Source organism: Streptomyces sp. NPDC005728 (genome assembly GCF_040630895.1).
GTDB lineage: Bacteria > Actinomycetota > Actinomycetes > Streptomycetales > Streptomycetaceae > Streptomyces.
In genome coordinates this window covers 104823-121723 of record NZ_JBEXYL010000020.1, presented here as the reverse complement: position 1 = coordinate 121723, position 16901 = coordinate 104823, and the positions used below count along the sequence as shown (strand labels likewise).

At 70.4% G+C, this 16901-nt stretch carries 14 protein-coding genes and 2 pseudogenes; 10 read left to right on the top strand and 6 right to left on the bottom strand.

The genetic code is table 11. The features are described from left to right. The 6 genes and pseudogenes from ABZ471_RS16525 to ABZ471_RS16500 all read left to right on the top strand — a co-directional run. On the top strand, window positions 1–917 hold a 917-nt coding region (locus ABZ471_RS16525; RefSeq protein WP_359066963.1), incomplete at its 5' end, for an LLM class flavin-dependent oxidoreductase. A gap of 10 nt (window positions 918–927) precedes the next feature. Beyond that, window positions 928–1685 (top strand): annotated as a pseudogene (locus ABZ471_RS16520) (DUF1684 domain-containing protein). Between the two features lie 223 nt (window positions 1686–1908). Then, window positions 1909–2808: a S1 family peptidase gene (locus ABZ471_RS16515; RefSeq protein WP_359066961.1), complete on the top strand. Its 900-nt coding sequence runs from the start codon at window positions 1909–1911 to the stop codon at window positions 2806–2808. A 379-nt stretch (window positions 2809–3187) separates the two neighbouring features. After that, entirely contained in the window at window positions 3188–4270 is a 1083-nt protein-coding gene (locus ABZ471_RS16510; RefSeq protein WP_359066959.1) for a S1 family peptidase, read from the top strand. A 277-nt stretch (window positions 4271–4547) separates the two neighbouring features. Then, the gene (dnaE, locus tag ABZ471_RS16505; protein WP_359066957.1) at window positions 4548–8000 is read left to right on the top strand and encodes a DNA polymerase III subunit alpha; all 3453 of its coding nucleotides are present in this window, start codon (window positions 4548–4550) and stop codon (window positions 7998–8000) included. After that, window positions 7997–8977 carry an ImpB/MucB/SamB family protein gene (locus ABZ471_RS16500; RefSeq protein ID WP_359066955.1) on the top strand — a complete coding sequence of 327 codons (981 nt, stop codon included), beginning with the start codon at window positions 7997–7999 and terminating at the stop codon, window positions 8975–8977. The genes dnaE and ABZ471_RS16500 overlap by 4 nt, the downstream gene beginning before the upstream one ends. A 507-nt stretch (window positions 8978–9484) precedes the next feature. Here the strand turns inward: ABZ471_RS16500 and ABZ471_RS16495 are convergent. Beyond that, a complete protein-coding gene (locus ABZ471_RS16495) occupies window positions 9485–10093 on the bottom strand; it encodes a TetR/AcrR family transcriptional regulator (RefSeq protein WP_359066953.1) in 609 nt (202 codons plus the stop codon). 131 nt (window positions 10094–10224) lie between these two features. On the opposite strand from ABZ471_RS16495, the gene ABZ471_RS16490 reads away from it, so the two are divergent. Both ABZ471_RS16490 and ABZ471_RS16485 read left to right on the top strand, forming a co-directional pair. Then, window positions 10225–10986, top strand: coding sequence for an SDR family NAD(P)-dependent oxidoreductase (locus ABZ471_RS16490; protein WP_359066951.1), 762 nt, complete (start codon window positions 10225–10227; stop codon window positions 10984–10986). A 39-nt stretch (window positions 10987–11025) separates the two neighbouring features. Beyond that, on the top strand, window positions 11026–11319 hold the full coding sequence (locus tag ABZ471_RS16485) for a TetR/AcrR family transcriptional regulator C-terminal domain-containing protein (RefSeq protein WP_359066949.1): 294 nt from the start codon (window positions 11026–11028) through the stop codon (window positions 11317–11319). A 214-nt stretch (window positions 11320–11533) separates the two neighbouring features. On the opposite strand, the gene ABZ471_RS16480 is transcribed toward ABZ471_RS16485, so the two are convergent. After that, entirely contained in the window at window positions 11534–11908 is a 375-nt protein-coding gene (locus ABZ471_RS16480) for a cupin domain-containing protein (RefSeq protein WP_359066947.1), read from the bottom strand. Window positions 11909–11992: 84 nt separating this feature from the next. Here ABZ471_RS16480 and ABZ471_RS16475 point away from each other — a divergent pair, with 84 nt between their 5' ends. Together ABZ471_RS16475 and ABZ471_RS16470 are read left to right on the top strand one after the other, a co-directional pair. Beyond that, a complete protein-coding gene (locus ABZ471_RS16475; RefSeq protein WP_359066945.1) occupies window positions 11993–12439 on the top strand; it encodes a MarR family winged helix-turn-helix transcriptional regulator in 447 nt (148 codons plus the stop codon). A 170-nt stretch (window positions 12440–12609) separates the two neighbouring features. Next, window positions 12610–13473 (top strand): alpha/beta fold hydrolase, encoded by an 864-nt coding sequence (locus tag ABZ471_RS16470; RefSeq protein WP_359066943.1) that lies wholly within the window; start codon window positions 12610–12612, stop codon window positions 13471–13473. Window positions 13474–13537: 64 nt separating this feature from the next. Here the strand turns inward: ABZ471_RS16470 and ABZ471_RS16465 are convergent, their stop codons facing one another. The 4 genes and pseudogenes from ABZ471_RS16465 to ABZ471_RS16450 all read right to left on the bottom strand — a co-directional run. Then, window positions 13538–14506, bottom strand: a complete 969-nt coding sequence (locus ABZ471_RS16465; RefSeq protein WP_359066941.1) for a lytic polysaccharide monooxygenase — start codon at window positions 14504–14506, stop codon at window positions 13538–13540. A gap of 443 nt (window positions 14507–14949) precedes the next feature. Then, a complete protein-coding gene (gene snpA / locus ABZ471_RS16460) occupies window positions 14950–15708 on the bottom strand; it encodes a snapalysin (RefSeq protein ID WP_359066939.1) in 759 nt (252 codons plus the stop codon). Between the two features lie 510 nt (window positions 15709–16218). Further along, on the bottom strand, window positions 16219–16368 hold the full coding sequence (locus ABZ471_RS16455; RefSeq protein WP_359066937.1) for a hypothetical protein: 150 nt from the start codon (window positions 16366–16368) through the stop codon (window positions 16219–16221). A 43-nt stretch (window positions 16369–16411) separates the two neighbouring features. After that, window positions 16412–16549, bottom strand: a pseudogene (locus ABZ471_RS16450) (VOC family protein); the annotation flags it as partial. Window positions 16550–16901: the final 352 nt, after the last annotated feature.

Genomic DNA, 16901 nt, shown 5'->3' with positions numbered 1-16901 from the left:
CGGACACCGGCACCGGCGCCAACTTCCGCCACGGTGGTCGCCACGACGGTCGTACCGACCCTGCGGACCGGTACGGAAGAGCCGCCGAGTTCGCCGCCGTCGCACGGCGGTTGTGGAGCTCCTGGACGGCCGACGGGCTGTCCCGGCCGTTCGCACACCAGGACCGGCACTTCGACGTCGCGGGCGAGTTCGGGCTGCCCCGCTCACCGCAGGGTCACCCCGTGGAGATCCGGGCGGGTGACTCGGAGCAGGACCGGGAGTCCGCGGCTGCCTCGGCCGACGTACTCCTTACGGCGCACCGCCCGCCGGCGGCGGGCCGCTCCTTCCGGGCCGACGTCGGACGACGGCTCGCCGCGTACGGCAGGGCACCGGCGGACCTGAAGATCATGCCCGGTGTCACGGTCGTGCTCGGTGACACCGCCGCCGAGGCCCAGGAGCGGGCCGCGGAGATCAGGCGGCAGCAGATCACCCCGCAGGGCGCGCTGCACCGACTGGAGCGGGTCTGGGGCCTGGACCTCTCCGGCCACGACCCCGACGGCCCGCTCCCGGAGGCCGACCCGGCGCCGGGGCCGGGGACCGCCGAGGACCGGACTCGGCTCACGCTCGCCGAGAAGTGGCGGGCGCTGGCACGGGAGAAGGGGCTGTCGATCCGCGAGACCGTGATCGAGACGAGCGGTCGCCCGTCCTTCGTCGGCACCCCGAACACGGTCGCCGCCGAACTCGGGGCGCAGGTGGAGGAGGGCGCCGCCGACGGCTTCGTCCTCCTCCCGCACCGCACGCCCGGCGGCCTCGACGAGTTCGTCGACCGCGTGGTGCCGCTGCTCCAGGAGCGCGGCGCGTTCCGCACGGAATACGAGGGCGTCACCCTGCGCTCACACCTCGGGCTGCCCGGCCCGGCAGGAAGGGAACGGATATGACGACGGACGCGTGGAACGGTGGCACGAGCAGCGAGTGGAGTCGGTTTCCGGGCCCTACGGGCCGCTCGCGCTGACCGCCACGCACTGGATCCAGGATCATCCGGAGGGTCTACTTCCGGACATTCCCGGGACGTGGGTGGCGGATGGTGAGGGGGTGGTGCTCACCGCCGACGAACGCGACGGCCTGGCCGTGGACGGCCGGCCCTTCTCCGGCGAGGTCCGACTCGCCGCCGACCCTGAGCCGGTGGCCGGGTCGCGGGTCGCGCCGGGTGAGAAGCGGCTGCCTGTGCCGGTCCGCGACGGCGTCTGGGGGTGCGGGTCTACGACCCCGCCGCCGAGGCCCGCAGCGCCTTCCGGGGCATCGAGGCCACGTCGTACGACCCGCACCGGTCGGTACCGGGGCGCTTCACGCCGTACGACGACACGCGCACCGTGCGGGTCGGCAACGCGGACGGCCGGGAGCGCGGGCTCGCCCTCGCCGGTGAGCTCGCCTTCACGCCGGCCGGAGACGCTCTCACGCTCCAGGTCGCACGGCGGGACGACGGCCTGCTGTGGGCGGTGTCCGCCGACGCCACCAGCGGCGACACCAGCTTCCGCTTCCGGTTCCTCTTCCCGCAGGCACCGGACGCGGAGGGCCGTACCACGGTCGACTTCAACCGCGCCCAGCTCCCGCCGTGCGCCTTCGCCGATCACTTCATATGCTCCTTCCCGCCGCCGGGGAATCGGCTGGACGTGGCGGTCGCGGCGGGGGAGCGCGATCTGACCTGACGTCAGGGGGAAGATCGGGGGGAACGTCAGAGGGTAGTAGGAACGGGTGGTTCAAAGCTTGACGGCCGAAAGGCACTCTTGTGCCTACCGGCCGTTCGGCCGAATACTCCCCCTCAGCGCTTGTCAGGGGCATGCGTGTTCGGAACCAGGACCGTCCCCTGGCTGCGCCTCACGGGCCCCGACCCCACGCGGGCCCCCGACTTCCCCTGGGAGGGAACGAAACGTGAGGATCAAGCGCACCACTCCCCGCAGCGGCATCGCGAGACGGACCCGGCTGATCGCTGTGGCCACCGGCTTCCTGGCCGCGGCTGCGTTCGCCGCCCCCACCGCGAACGCCAGCGACACCCACACGTTCAGCGCCAACCAGCTCACCAAGGCGAGCGACTCCGTCCTCAAGTCCGACATCGCCGGCACGGCCTGGGTGGTGGACAGCAAGACCGACCGTGTCGTCGTCACCGTCGACAGCACGGTCTCCAAGGCCGAGATCGCCAAGATCAAGCAGCAGGCCGGCAGCAACGCGGGCGCGCTGACCATCAAGCACACCGCCGGCAAGTTCAACAAGCTGATCACCGGTGGCGACGCCATCTACGGCGGCTCCTACCGCTGCTCGCTCGGCTTCAACGTGCGCAGCGGCAGCACCTATTACTTCCTGACCGCCGGTCACTGCGGCGAGGTCGCCTCGACCTGGTACAGCAACTCCGGGCACACCACGACGCTGGGCACGAACGTCGGCTACAGCTTCCCGGGCAACGACTTCGCGCTGGTGCGCTACACCAACTCCTCGATCGCGCACCCGAGCGCGGTCGGCAGCCAGACCATCAGCAGCGCGGCCACCCCGTCCGTGGGTACGACCGTCTACCGGCGCGGCTCGACCACCGGCACGCACAGCGGCCGGGTCACGGGGCTGAACGCCACGGTCAACTACGGCAGTGGTGACATCGTCTACGGCCTCATCCAGACCACGGTCTGCGCCGAGGGCGGAGACAGCGGCGGTCCGCTCTACGGGGGCAGCGTGGCCTACGGTCTGACCTCCGGCGGCAGCGGCAACTGCAGCTCCGGCGGCACGACCTTCTTCCAGCCGGTCACCGAGGCGCTGAGCTACTACGGCGTGACCCTTCCCTGACCTCTGCCCTCTGATCCCTGATCCCTGATCCCTGATCCAGGGCTGAGGGTCGACGGTCGAGTTCGGCTCGGTGAGCCCCCGCGCGCGGGTTGCGTGCGGGGGCTCTCTTTCGTCCGGGGAGAGGGATGCGTTTCGGCCAGGGGTAACGGTCACTGTCCGCCGATGGGTTACTCGCGCGTAGTGTTTGCAGTGCGAATCCCCTGGGGTGACCGTCGCCCGTCAAGTCGGTGGGGGCGTACGGCCACTTCGTGTGCGCGTCCTGAAGTCGACCTTGTGTGCTCCCTGTGCGGTTCGGAAGAGTAGGCGCCCGTCAACCAGCCTTCCGGTCCGCGTGGTCCCCACAACCTCCCGGGCCGACCCCCCCACAGGAGGACGAGAGTTGAAGCACCGACGCATATCCGGGCGACGGGCCGCCCTGGCCGGCGCGGGAATCGCCGCACTGGTCGCCGCGGGTGTCACCTTCCAGACTGCGAACGCCAGCGAGCCCGGGAAGTCCGCTCCGGAACCGCAGGTTCTGTCGGCCCCTGCGGCCGGAAAGCTCGCCTCGGCGCTCGTGAAGGACCTCGGGTCCGGCACGGCGGGCAGCTACTACGACGCCCGGGCGAAGAGCCTCGTCGTCAACGTCCTCGACGCCACCGCCGCCAAGACCGTCCAGGCGGCCGGCGCCAAGGCCAGAATCGTCGCCAACTCCCTCGCCGAACTCGACGGCGCGCGGGCGAGCCTGAAGAAGGACGCGACCATCCCCGGCACCTCGTGGGCGACCGACCCGGTCACCAACAAGGTCGTCGTCACCGCCGATAGGACCGTGTCCGGGGCCGAGTGGGCCAAGCTCGGCAAGGTGGTCCACGGGCTCGGCTCCAAGGCCGAACTCAAGCGTTCCAAGGGCGAGTTCAAGCCCTTCGTCGCCGGCGGCGACGCCATCACCGGCTCGGGCGGCCGCTGCTCGCTGGGCTTCAACGTGGTCAAGGGCGGGCAGCCGTACTTCCTGACCGCCGGCCACTGCACCGAGGCCATCTCCAGCTGGTCGGACTCCTCCGGCAACGTCATCGGCGAGAACGAGCAGTCCAGCTTCCCGGGCAACGACTACGGGCTGGTCAAGTACACCGCGAACGTGGACCACCCGAGCGAGGTCGACCTCTACAACGGGTCCGCCCAGCAGATCACGGGCGCGGCCGAGGCCACCGTGGGGATGAAGGTCACCCGCAGTGGTTCGACCACTCAGGTGCACGACGGCACGGTCACCGGGCTGAACGCCACCGTGAACTACTCGGAGGGCACGGTCAGCGGTCTGATCCAGACCGATGTGTGTGCGGAACCCGGTGACAGCGGTGGCTCGCTCTTCTCGGGGAGCAGTGCGATCGGGCTGACCTCGGGTGGCAGCGGCGACTGCACCTCCGGTGGGGAGACCTTCTTCCAGCCGGTCACCGAGGCACTGTCGGCGACGGGCTCCCAGATCGGCTGATCCGCAGTACGCGTTCCGCGAAGTCCCGCCCCTGTGTGTGAGGGGCGGGACTTCGCGTTGTCATGCCTGCGACGGCCCGGTGCTGCGCATCGCGGCTCGGGCGAGCAGCGGTCTCGGGCGGTGCTCGTTTCGGGCGTTGCCCGTCTCGCCAAAGAATCGCTGATGTGTTCGAATCAATGTCGCTGACCGGGGTTGATGGGGCTAGAGTAATCGAACGAGCGTACGATGAACGTATCGGAAAAATGGCCGAAAAGGGGTGGATGGATGGAGGTGCGGCATGGCGGGCTTCGCTCATCTGCACGTCGCCTCCGGTTACTCCGCCCGGTACGGCGCCGCCCATCCGGAGTACCTGGTGCGAAGGGCGGCCGAGCGGGGCATGGCGGCGCTCGCGCTGACCGACCGGGGCACGGTCACCGGGACCGTTCGGTTCGCCCGGGCATGTGCGAAGGAAGGGGTCCGGCCGGTCTTCGGTGTCGACCTGGCGGTGGAGGCCGTGGCACCTCCGCCGCCGGGGCAGCGGCGTCGTGCTCCGGTGCGTGGGGGTGCGCACGTGGTCGAGCCGCCGCTGCGGTTCGTGCTGCTCGCACAGGATCGGGAAGGGTGGGCCCGGCTGTGCCGCATCACCTCGGCCGCTCATGCGGGTGCGGTGGCGGGTGCGGCGCCGGTGGTGCCCTGGGGAGCGTTGCGCGAGTACGGCGGTCCCGGCCTGATCGTGCTGCTCGGGCCGCTCTCGGAGCCGGTGCGGGCACTGTCGGTGGGGCGGGGGGACGTCGCGGTGAAGCTGCTGGCGCCGTGGCAGGAGATCTTCGGGAGGGGAGTCCGGCTGGAGATCGTTGCGCAGAAACGTTTCGGCACCGATCCGGGATCCCTACGCCTGGCTGCGCGCACCCTCGCGCTGGCCGACCACACCCGTACCACTGCCGTGCTCTCCAACGCCGTCCGCTACGCCGACCCCGACCAGCACCGTCTCGCTGATGTCCTGGACGCCGCGCGGCTGCTGCGGCCCATCGACCGGCGCCGCCTGGACAGCGGGCAGCGCTGGCTCAAGGGCGAAGGAGGGATGGAGAGCGTTGCGCGGATGATCGTCGAGTGCGCCGGAGCGGACGTTCGGCGGGTGCGGCGTCTGATGGCGGACACCGCCGCCACGGCGGCCGTGTGCACCGTCGACCCGGTGGCGGACCTCGGGCTGGGCGCCCGGCACTTCCCGGAACCGTCGCTCTTCGACGCCGAGCCTGGGGCGGGAGGAGCCGCGCAGCTGCTGCGCCGGCAGTGTGAGGCCGGGTTGGCCCGGCGGGGCCTCGACCGCGACCGGGCGTCACTCGACCGGCTGGACGAGGAACTGGCCGTAATCTCCCACCTGAACTACGACTCGTACTTCCTCGCCGTCGGGCAGGTCGTCACCGACATCCGCGCCAAGGGCATCCGGGTCGCGGCCCGCGGCTCGGGCGCCGGGTCGATGGTCTGCCACGCACTCGACATCGCCACCGCCAACCCGCTCGACCACCGCCTGCTGTTCGAACGGTTCCTGAGCGTGCGCCGGGGTTCGCTGCCCGACATCGACATCGACGTGGAGTCCGCCCGGCGTCTGGAGTGCTACGACGCGATCTTCGACCGGTTCGGGAAGGAACGGGTGGCGGTCACCGCCATGCCCGAGACCTACCGGGCGCGCCGGGCCCTGCGGGACACCGGCCTCGCTCTGGGGATCGCCCCGGCCGACGTCGACCGGATCGCCAAGAGCTTCCCGCACCTGCGCGCCTGCGACATCACCGGCGCACTCGCCGAGCTGCCCGAACTGCGGCAACTGGCCGGCGAGGCGCACCGATACGGGCCCCTGTGGGAGCTGGCCGAAGGTCTCGACTCCCTGGTCCACGGCATGGCCATGCACCCCTGCGGTGTGGTCATCAGCGACGCGACCCTGCTGGACCGGCTGCCGGTGCAGCCCACCCCGCAGGGCGACTACCCCATGGCCATGGCGGCGAAGGAGGAGATCGAGGCGCTGGGCAACATCAAACTCGACGTCCTGGGTGTCCGGATGCAGTCCGCCATGGCCCATGCCGTCGCGGAGATCGAACGGACCACCGGCAACCACATCGACCTGGACGACCCGAAGCAGGTGCCGCTCGACGACGTCTTCGCCTTCAAGCTCATCCAGGAGAGCCAGACCCTGGGTTTGTTTCAACTCGAGTCGCCGGGCCAGCAGGATCTTCTGTCCCGGCTGCAGCCGCGCAATCCGCAGGACGTCATCGCCGACATCAGCCTCTTCCGGCCCGGGCCGGTCGCGGGCGGTATGCCCGAGCGGTACATCGCCGCCCGGCACGGCGGCGCGCCGTCGTACGCGCACCCGGACCTGGAGCCGGTGCTCGCCGACACCTACGGCGTGACCATCTGGCACGAGCAGATCATCGAGACGCTGTCGGTGATGACCGGCTGCGACCGGGCCTTCGCGGAGATCACCCGGCGCGCGCTCGGTGACAAGGACCAACTGCCGAGGATCAAGGACTGGTTCCACGAGCTGGCACGCGTGCGTGGTTACAGTGCGGCCGTCCGGGACGAGGTCTGGAAGACCGTCGAGGCCTTCGGGGCGTACGGCTTCTGCCGGGCCCACGCGGTCGCGTTTGCCGTGCCCGCCCTGCAGAGTGCCTGGCTCAAGGCGCACTATCCGGCGTTCCTGCTGGCGGGCCTTCTCGAACACGACCCCGGTATGTGGCCCAAGAGGGTCCTGGTCTCCGACGCCCGTCGGCGCGGGGTTCCCGTACTGCCCGTCGACGTCAACCGCTCCCAGGTGAAACACACGGTGGAGCAGGCCGATGGCGACCAGTGGGGCGTACGCCTTGCCCTCTCCGCGGTGCACGGCATCAGCGAGGAGGAGTGCGCCCGGATCGAGGAGGGGCAGCCGTACGGATCGCTGTCCGACTTCTGGCAGCGGGCCCGTCCCAGCAGGCCCACCGCCGAACGCCTCGCGGAGATCGGTGCCCTGAACTCCCTTCACGACGGTCGTCTCACGCGCCGTGACCTGTTGCTGCAGATCGCCGAACTCCACCGCGCCTCCCGAACCCGGTCCGCGGGCAAGGGGCAACTGCCCATCGACGCGGGTGCCGTCGGTGGTGCGGAGCCGAGCGGGCTGCCGGAGATGACCGGACGTGAGGCCCTGAGCGCCGAGCTGAGCACCCTCGGTATCGATGTCTCCAGGCATCTGATGGAGCATCATCACCGGCTGCTGCGGGAGATCGGCGCCACCGACGCGGCGCATCTGGCCGGGATGCGCGCCGGTCAGCAGGTGCTCGTCGCCGGTGTGCGGGCCTCCACTCAGACTCCGCCGATCGCGAGTGGCAAGCGGATCATCTTCGTCACCCTGGAGGACGGCTCCGGCCTGGTCGACCTGGCGTTCTTCGAGGACTCCCACCCGGCGTGCGCGCACACGGTCTTCCACAGCGGGCTGCTGCTGGTGCGCGGCACGGTCCAGGTGCGCGGCACCCGCCGTACCGTCGTCGGCGCGATGGCCTGGGACCTGGACGAGATCGCCGCGGCCCGCCGGGACAACGGTCCCGAGGCCGCGCTCGCCCTCCTCGGCGAGAGCCGTCCGCATCCGACCCCCGCCCAGCCGCAGCGCACCCTGGTCAACGGCACCACGGGTGCCCGGCTGCACCCGTACGCCGATCTGCAGCCCGCCGGCAGCCGTTCGGCCGACCTGAAGAAGTTCGGCTACACCAGTCCGGGGAGCGCGGGATGACCATGCACCGACGGCACATCGCCCACCTCCATCTGCACGCCTCGCTGACCGAGGATCAGTACGCCGACATAATCGAACTGATGTCTGGTGTCACGCCTCATGTGCAGGCCGTTCCGCCGGGCGCCGTTCAACTGGACCTGACTTCGGCGCTCCGGTACTTCGACATGTCTCCCTATGGCGTGGTCCAGATGGTGATGCTCAGGCTGAAGGGCCTGTACGACATCGACAGCAGCGCCGGTCTCGCGGGCAACCGGATGCTGGCGGCGATGGCGGCCGACGCGTCCGCGCCGGGTGAGACCACCTGGGTCCCCGCCGAGCGGGCCGCCGAATGGCTGTACCCCCGCCCGGTCACCGCGCTGCCCGGGATCGGCCGCGCCACGGCGTCGACGCTCGGCAGATACGGCCTGCACACCATCGGCCAGCTCACCGACCTGCCCTCGGCGACCCTGCAACGGCTCCTCGGTGCCGGCCAGGCACGGCTGCTGGCCGAACGCGCCCGCGGCCACGACCCCCGCCCGGTCACTCCTTCGGAACCGGTGGAGCACCTGACCGCCGACCGGGTGCTGGAGCGGGACTGCCTCGATCCGGCACAACATCACCGGGCGGTCCTGGGGCTCGCCGAGCAACTCGGCGGGCGCCTGCGCGGTGAACGGCGGATCGCGAGCCGGCTCACCCTCACCGTGCGGTACGCCGACCGCAGCTCCAGCACGCGCACACGTGCGCTGCCGGAACCCACCGACCACTCACCCGCCCTCGCCGCGACCGCCCTGGGCCTGCTGACCAGCCTCGGTCTGCAACGGGCAAGAGTCCGCGCCTACGCGATCCGCGCCGACGGTCTGCTGCCTGCCGAGAGCGCCTACTGGCAGCTCTCCCTGGATCCCGGCGATGCCCGGGCCCGCGCGGCCGAAGCCGCCGCGGACCGCGCCCGCCGACGCTTCGGGCCGCAGGCCGTACGTCCAGCCGCTCTGGCGGACTGACCGCCTGTCCGAGGGACCACGACTACAGGCCTTGATCAGGCCGATCTCATGTTGAGCAGGTCAGACGGCGTCTTTCCGTCCTGCGCCGTTCAACGATTCTCCACAGGAACCCGGACGGGCCGGACTCCGTCGCTGCACGGCTGGGCCTTCACTTCGTCGCCGTGACAGGTCCGAAGGCGACGCCTGGAGAGCAGGGAGCGGGCGAGTTCGGCCGCGCAAGCGGGAAGGGCCTCCGGCGCAGCAGCGGTCCGTGAGGGATCCCACAAGCCGCTCGACCGCTGGCGCGAGGACGCAAGGGGCGTTATCGTCGAGAGGGAGAACGACCGGTCTTCCTACCTATCGAGGATGGCACCTCGGCCTTCAGGGCGGGACTGCCACCCGGGCAAGCAACTGCCAGTGGGTCCCGGTGCACGTCGAACAGAGATGAAAAGCTCCATGAAGCCAATCCGCTCCCCGGCTTGCCCGGGGTCCGACAAAGGGCCGGTGTTTCGCGCGGCCTCGATGGGTTCAGCCTCCCGATCGGATCAGCCGGGCCGCGTCCAGCAGGGTCTTGTGGGCGGTCGTCGTGTCGTCCAGGTAGCCGGCGGCCATGGCACCGTCGTACAGCATCAGCAGTGCACCGGCGGCCGACTCCGGGTCGGTGTGGCCGAGCCGGGTGAGCAGATCCTGGAAGAGGGTGCGGATCCAGTCCCGGTGGGATGCCACCAGGCCGCGGACCGGATGGTCGGCGTCGGGGTACTCGGCGGCAGCGTTCAGGAACGGCGAACCGCGGAAGCTGCGCTCGCGGGCGTGCTCGGCGATGGCCTCGAAGATCAGGTCGATCGCTTCCGCGGGCGGGTGCCCGGCGGCCAGCGGTTCGGCCACCTCCTTGTAGTAGGCGTCCTTGGTCAGCAGGTAGGCCACGACCAGGTCGTCCTTGGAGGCGAAGTGCCGGTAGAAGGTCGCCTTCGTCACCCCGGCCTCGGCGATCAGCCGCTCCACGCCGATCGCGCGGACGCCCTCGTAATAGAACAGCCGCGACGCGGCCTGCACGAGGCGCTCGCGGGGCGGCAGGTCACCCGCGGTCTTGGTCCCGCGTCGTGCGGCGTCGGTGGTCTTCTGCCCAGTGATGCTCACTTCACCATTGTGCCCTTGGCCAGGCCTTGAGCGGCCTCCACCCCGTACGGCCCCACCAGCAGGGCCGTATTCCCCCTGTCCCGCACGGCCCGCAGCAAGGTGGCCGTGCCGCGTATCGAAAGGCTTGAACGATGACTCGTCGTCTTGAAGGAACCGTCGCCCTGGTCACCGGAGCCTCCAGTGGCATCGGCCACGCCACTGCCTTGGAGCTTGCCCGCGAGGGCGCCTCCGTGGCCTTGGTCGGCCGGCGCGAGGACCGGCTCACCGGCCTCGCCGCCGAAATCTCCGACGCCGGCGGCAAGGCCCTGGTCGTGCCCACCGACATCACCACCGCCCAGGCCGCCGCGGAAGCGGTCGAGCGGACCGTCGAGGGCCTGGGCCGCCTGGACACGCTGGTCAACAACGCCGGCCTCATGCTGCTCGGGCCCGCCCCCAGCGCGGACCTGAACGACTGGCGGCGCATGATCGACATCAACCTCATGGGCCTGATGTACACCGCCCACGCGGCCATTCCCCACCTGGTCAAGGCCGCCGCCGAGGAGCCGCGTCAGGTCGCCGACATCGTCAACATCGGCTCACTCGCCGGCCGCGGCGCCTTCGCCATGTCCGCCGTGTACTGCGCCACCAAGTTCGGCGTCGGCGCCTTCAGCGAGGCACTGCGCCAGGAACTGGCACGCCAGCACGTCCGCGTGTCCGTCGTCGAGCCGGGCAGCGTCGACACCGAGCTGCGCACGCACAACGCGGCCGTCGTTCAACAGCAACTCGCCACCGCCATCGGCGACATCGACCGGCTGCAGAGCCAGGACATCGCCGACACCGTCGGCTACATCGTCACCCGCCCGCGGCACGTGGCCGTCGCCGAACTGCTCGTACGCCCCACCGAGCAGGTCTGACCACCAAGCCCGAGGCCAATTCCGAGACAGGAAGGAGACATGGTGGCGGCTCAGACCCCTCTCACACCAGCCGACACCATCGTGCGTGTCTGCCTGCTGCTCGTCACTGCCACCGCGCTCGGAGACGGCCTGGTGCAATGGGTGCAGGGAGCTCCGGCGGGCGGGGCGGACGCGGACAATGTGCACCGCTATCTGGAGCGGACCTTCGCCACCGGCCGATTCCCCGCGCTCGCCACGGTGGTGCGCGATGCCGCCCACCTGGACGCCGACCACACCTTCCGGATCGGTCTCGACTTCCTGCTCGACGGCATCGAAGCCCGCATCTCAAAGTGACGCGCGGCCGAAGGGCCGGACCGGTGCCGCCCATGGCACCAGGCCGGCGCTGACGCGTTGAGACGACGCACTCGACCTGGAGCCGATGCTCGCCGGCACCTACGGCGTGACCATCCGGCGCGGGCGGTCGCTTCGGGTGTGCTTGTTGTGCTGATCGTGACAGGGCCCTGACCGCCTCACGGTCGCCCTCTGTCCTGCTCCGTTACGGGACAGGTCAGTTGGCCCACGGCGGGGTGACGAGTGTGCCGTCGGCCAGTTCCGCCGTGAGGCCGACGGAGGTGGTGACCCAGGAGATCGCGGTGTGGTCGGTGGGGTTCTCCACGGTCAGGGTCGCGCCGGGGTTGATGATCGCCGTGTCGCCGGCGGAGAGGCGTTCGGTGCGGTCGTCGAGGGTGATCAGCAGTTCGCCGACGAGCAGATGGAAGATCTCCTCCCGGCTGACGGTGTGCGCGGGGGCCTTGGTTCCTGCGGGGATCTCGCCCCGCCAGGCGCACAGCTCCTTGCTCCCGGTGAGCGGAGTGGCGTACGAGACGAAGCGGGCGCCGTGGATCTCGTGGGTCACGGCCTCGGACGAGCGGACGACGGGCAAGGTGATCTCCGTTCAAGTGGTCAAGTAGATTGACTATATGGTCAAGCAGCTTGACCGGTTCGTCAAGGGTGTTTCAATGCCTCCGTGCAGAACTCCGAAGCCATGGCCCTGTCCGCAGCCCTGCTCGCCGTCGCGGGCGACCTCACGCAGCGCATCCATGAGGGGGTCACGGCCCGCGGCTTCACGGACCTCCGGCCGGCCCACGGCTTCGCCTTCGCGCGGCTCGCGCCGGACGGCGCCACCGTCACCGACCTCGCCGCCCACCTCGGCGTGACCAAGCAGGCGGCCAGCCAGCTGGTGGACGAGATCGTGCGCAAGGGGTACGCCGAACGGCGCCCGCACCCCGAGGACGCGCGGGCGCGGCTCATCGTGCTCACCGGGCGCGGATGGGCCTGCACCCGTGCGGCGGAAGAGGCGGCCGGTGAGGTGGTGGGGCGGTGGGCCGAGTTGCTGGGCGAGGGCGAAGTGGGCGCGCTGCGGGAGCGTTTGGTGCGGATTGCGCCCTACGGCCCGATCAGGCCTGCCTGGTGACGGTCCGCCAGTACTTGAGTGAGTCTCCGGTTATCACTGGAAGTTTTTACTGGCGCGTAACTTCACATCTGCACTACTCGCCCGTAACTTGACGAGTGAACAGCATCCTCGTGATCCGGATCACAGGGTTAGGCCGTCGTACCTCCCTTGAGCCGCAAGGAGATCACCCGATGCTGCCCTGGAAGCGAGTGCTCAGACCCCTCGCCGCGCTGCTCCTGACAGCCGCCGTGGCCGCCGTTCCCGCCGCCACCGCCCATGCCTCCGACGCCGCCCCCACCAGCGGCTGGAACGACTACTCCTGCAAGCCCTCCGCCAGCCACCCCCGCCCCGTCGTCCTGGTCCACGGGACCCTGGGCAACTCCATCGACAACTGGCTGTCCCTCGCCCCGTATCTGAAGGACCGCGGATACTGCGTCTACTCCCTCGACTACGGTCAACTGCCCGGCGTCCCCCTCTTCTACGGCCTCGGCCCCATCGACAAGTCGGCAGAGCAACTGTCCGCCTTCGTCGACAAGGTGCTCGCCGCGACGGGAGCCGCCAAGGCCGACCTGGTCGGCCACTCCCAGGGCGGCATGATGCCCCGTTACTACCTGAAGTTCCTCGGCGGAGCCGCCAAGGTGAACGCCCTCGTCGGCCTAGCCCCCGACAACCACGGCACCGACCTGAACGGCCTCACCAACCTGCTGCCGTACTTCCCCGGCGCCGCGGACCTGATCAAGGCCACCACCCCCGGCCTCGCCGACCAGATCGCCGGCTCCGCCTTCCTCACCAAGCTCAACGCGGGCGGCGACACCGTCCCCGGAGTGCACTACACGGTCATCGCCACCAAGTACGACGAGGTGGCCACACCGTGGCGCAACCAGTACCTGAGTGGCTCGGACGTCCACAACGTCCTGCTCCAGGACCTGTGCCCGCTCGATCTGTCCGAGCACGTGGCGATCGGCCTGTTCGACCGGATCGCCTTCCACGAGGTGGTCAACGCCCTCGACCCGGCCCACGCCAAGGCCACCACCTGCGCGTCGGTCTTCAGCTGACGCGCCGCCGGGGCCTGTCCGACCTGAGCCGCCGGACAGGCCCCGGAGTTCTGCCGGGCGGGGTTCAGCGGCCGTGCCGCCCGCCGCCCGCCGCGCGCCGCCGCACCGAGAGGAACAGTGCCGCCGAGCCGAGCGCCAGCGCCGCGGCGCCGCCGATCGCGACGTACGAGGTGCCGGTGGAGGCGCCGGTCTCGGCGAGGTTCTGCGAAGTCCCGGCGGCCTTCGGCTGGTTGGCCGGGACCGCGGATGCCGCGGTCGACGGCTCCGCGGAGGTGCTCGCATCGTCGTCCCCGTGCCCGTGGTGCTCGATCGTCGACTTGTCGGTACCGTCCGCGATCTGCTCGTCGGAGGGCGCGGAGGCGCTCGGCGCCGGTGCCGTACCGCCGCCCTCCCCGCTGCTTCCGCTGCCGCCGCCGAACTCCACGTCCGAGCAGGAGTAGAAGGCCTCCGGGCTGTCCGAGCGCTGCCACACCGCGTACAGCAGCTGCTTGCCCGTGCGCTCGGGAAGGGCACCCGAGAAGGTGTAGAAGCCACCCGCGGGGACCGGGTCGGTGGCCGTCGCGACCGGGTTCGCCAGGTCCAGGTCGGACCAGGCCAGCGGCTTCGCGGGGTCGTAGCCGGGCTTGGTCAGATAGACCTTGAAGGTGCCCTTGTGCGGGGCGGTCACCCGGTACCTGAAGGTGTACGACCCGCTGTGCACGCTCGTCGCCGGCCAGTCGGCACGGGCCAGGTCCAGCCCCTTGAACTCCTCGTTGCCGGCGCTGCACAGCTTGCCGTCCGGGATCAGCTCCTGGTGCCGTCCGGCGGCGTCGCCGATCCGGATGCCGTTCCAGTCGTACAGCGCCTGGGTGCCGCCGGCCGCCACGGCCGCCTTGCACGCATCCGACCGGGGGCTCTCCGGCCCCTCCGCGTAGCACTGCGAGACCCGGCTGACCGGGTCGCCCATCGAGCCGTGCGCGGAAGCGGGCGAGGCGGAGAGCGCGAGCGCGGCGATACCGAGGCCGGCGACGGCTACCTTGCGGCGTGCGGACATGGGGAACTCCTCGGAACGGTCCTCGGGGGTGGGCTGAATCCCGTGGGGGCGATCAGAAGCTAGCCCCAAGAAACCGTGGAATCGCCTGCTGGGGGCGGGGGGAGGAGATCCTTATGGTGCCGTTAAGGCAGAGCTAACTGGCGGCTCAGGAAGGAGGGTTGGGAAGCCCCGTGCCACCTGCCCGCGAGCGCTGCCGTCGTCCGCTGTAGTCCGCCAAGGTCCGCCGTCGGACGCCTCGGTCGGCTCCCGGAATGGCTCCCAGCGGGGCAGGCTACGTGGCTTGCCCCGCCTGGATGCCACGGTTGCGAAGTCTGATCGACGGAGTATTCGTGGACCTGTACGAGAGACACCGTCACCGGGATTTGCCTGCGCTGTGCGAGCGGTTTCGCCCTCCCGGCTGAAGCCATCCTCGACAGCGGGCCGCTTTCCGCTGAGGAACGCAATCAACTCCAGGGCGCGCTCTGGAGCAGATGCCCCGGACCGTTGCCCGGCACCACGGTCCGTACCGGCGGTGCAGCGCTCAGGGGGTCAGCGGGCCCGGTCGCCGTGCCCGGGGCCTGCGCGAGTCCGGTGGCCCACAGCTGGTCGACACGCGAGCGCTCGGTGACGTTCGGGTAGCGGTTGGTGCAGGACGGGCCGGCGCTGCCGCCCGACATCAGCTCACTGCACGGCCCGCTGTAGTCGTCCGGCAGGCCCAGCACGTGCCCGGTCTCGTGGGTGACGATGCGGACCGAGTCGTACTGCTGGTTCTGGGCGTAGTCGAGGAAGACGTAGCCACTTCCGTGGCCGTTGGTGGAGGTGTAGGACCCGCGCGGGTCGTTGCCCTCCTGGTAGGAGAAGTCGGCACCGCTGGACGCCTCCTGGAGCTTGACGTTGGACTCGGAGCTGTTCCAGATCGAGGCCGCGCTCGATATCTGCGAACGGAAGCTCGGTGCCTGGGAGGCGTTGTAGTAGACAGTCACCGTCTGAGCGTTCGGCTGGGCGGCGCGCTTCTCGGCGACGGACTTGAGCACGGCCTCGAAGAACGCCTTGTTGTTCGCGGCCTCCTCAACCGACCCGGCGTACCGTGCCGCGGAGGTACCGGCGGCAGCGGACGGGGTGGCGGCCGTCTGGGCGCTCGCCGGCACCGCCGCGCCCAGCGCGCTGGAGGCCAGGCCGAGAGCGAGGGCGAGGAGTCTCGCGGACGTTCGGGACGACTTCATGTGGGGGGCTCCTACTCACTCGGTGACGCCGAGCGCCCGGTGCGCGGTCGACTCTGCGTGAACACCGGTTCCGAACTGCGGCGACGTCCTGTGGGTCGTCATTCTTAGAACGGCTCGACAGGGAGCGCAAAGGGTCCCCGCCACTACGTCGCCTCGTAGGTCCCGGGACCTCGCCAGAGCAGTCCACGGGTCTCCGGTCCGCACATGGCGGCAGGGACGGGAAGCTGTCGCGGCGTCAGAAGCCTTACATCAGGGGGCAACGGGCGTGCGGGCCGGCCGGGCAGAATCCCGGGACGCGCGACGGGATCCACATCCGGGCCAAGGCGGACAAATCCTCAGATGTCTGCCATGCCGCATCTACTAAGCGTGCCGGTTTGTTGGTGGGGCGCTGTGACCGACGTCATAGAACATGAGCTTCCGCTTCTTTCGCGCCCCCACCGGCCCCGGGGCACCCCCCAGGGAGTCACCCTCTGCGCTGGGCGGCATCCCTCACCGCTGAGCCGCCGCCGCTCAGTCCCGATCAGGAGGGAGGCCGGGCCCGTCGTGCGGCCCGGCGAGCGGCGTGGCGGAGAGGCCGGTGGGTTCCTCGCCCGCCTCCAGCGGCGTGTCCGCCGCACTCGGTGGCTTCGGGACCATGCGGGCCGGGCTGTTGTCAGCCACGCGAACGAGGTGCGTGCCCGCTCGTAGAGTGCCGGCTGCACTCCGGCCCTTCCGCCGGCACCAGCACCACCCAGTCGTCTTCCATGTCCTTGCCCGGGACGTATACCAGGGCCTGCATCCAGAACGCGGCCGCACGCGGCACATCCGGGACGCCCGGCACGACGGAACCGACTCTCAGCATGCGCCGATTCTGGCGGACGGCAGCGAGCCCAGGCCACCAGTACGCGCGCTACCTTGCTGCCCACGCCGAGGTCCGCACGCAACTGCGGGTCCTCTCCGTCGTCTCCGGCCTGGCCGACGAGGACCGTGGGTACAGAGCGTTCACTGCATACGCCGCCTGCTGCGCCTCCCGCTACGGGCTTGCAGTTCTGGCACCGGAGTCGGTACCAGCGCCAGCGAGGATCCTTCATCGGCACGCTCGGGACCTTCGCGACGTCTTCATCGCAGGCACGGCCACCCGAACCCAAGGCGGTGGACGCATGCAGGGGTACCTGGGCGCCTTGGACCTCGTGCATGCCGCGATCCGGGGCGAT

Excerpts from the sequence above, each read along its gene's own strand:
- ABZ471_RS16485 (WP_359066949.1), top strand. The coding sequence starts at position 11,026 with ATGGTGGCGGCTCAGACCCCTCTCACACCAGCCGACACCATCGTGCGT.
- ABZ471_RS16465 (WP_359066941.1), bottom strand. The coding sequence starts at position 14,506 with ATGTCCGCACGCCGCAAGGTAGCCGTCGCCGGCCTCGGTATCGCCGCG.
- snpA (WP_359066939.1), bottom strand. The coding sequence starts at position 15,708 with ATGAAGTCGTCCCGAACGTCCGCGAGACTCCTCGCCCTCGCTCTCGGC.
- dnaE (WP_359066957.1), top strand. The coding sequence starts at position 4,548 with ATGGCGGGCTTCGCTCATCTGCACGTCGCCTCCGGTTACTCCGCCCGG.
- ABZ471_RS16500 (WP_359066955.1), top strand. The coding sequence starts at position 7,997 with ATGACCATGCACCGACGGCACATCGCCCACCTCCATCTGCACGCCTCG.
- ABZ471_RS16490 (WP_359066951.1), top strand. The coding sequence starts at position 10,225 with ATGACTCGTCGTCTTGAAGGAACCGTCGCCCTGGTCACCGGAGCCTCC.
- ABZ471_RS16470 (WP_359066943.1), top strand. The coding sequence starts at position 12,610 with ATGCTGCCCTGGAAGCGAGTGCTCAGACCCCTCGCCGCGCTGCTCCTG.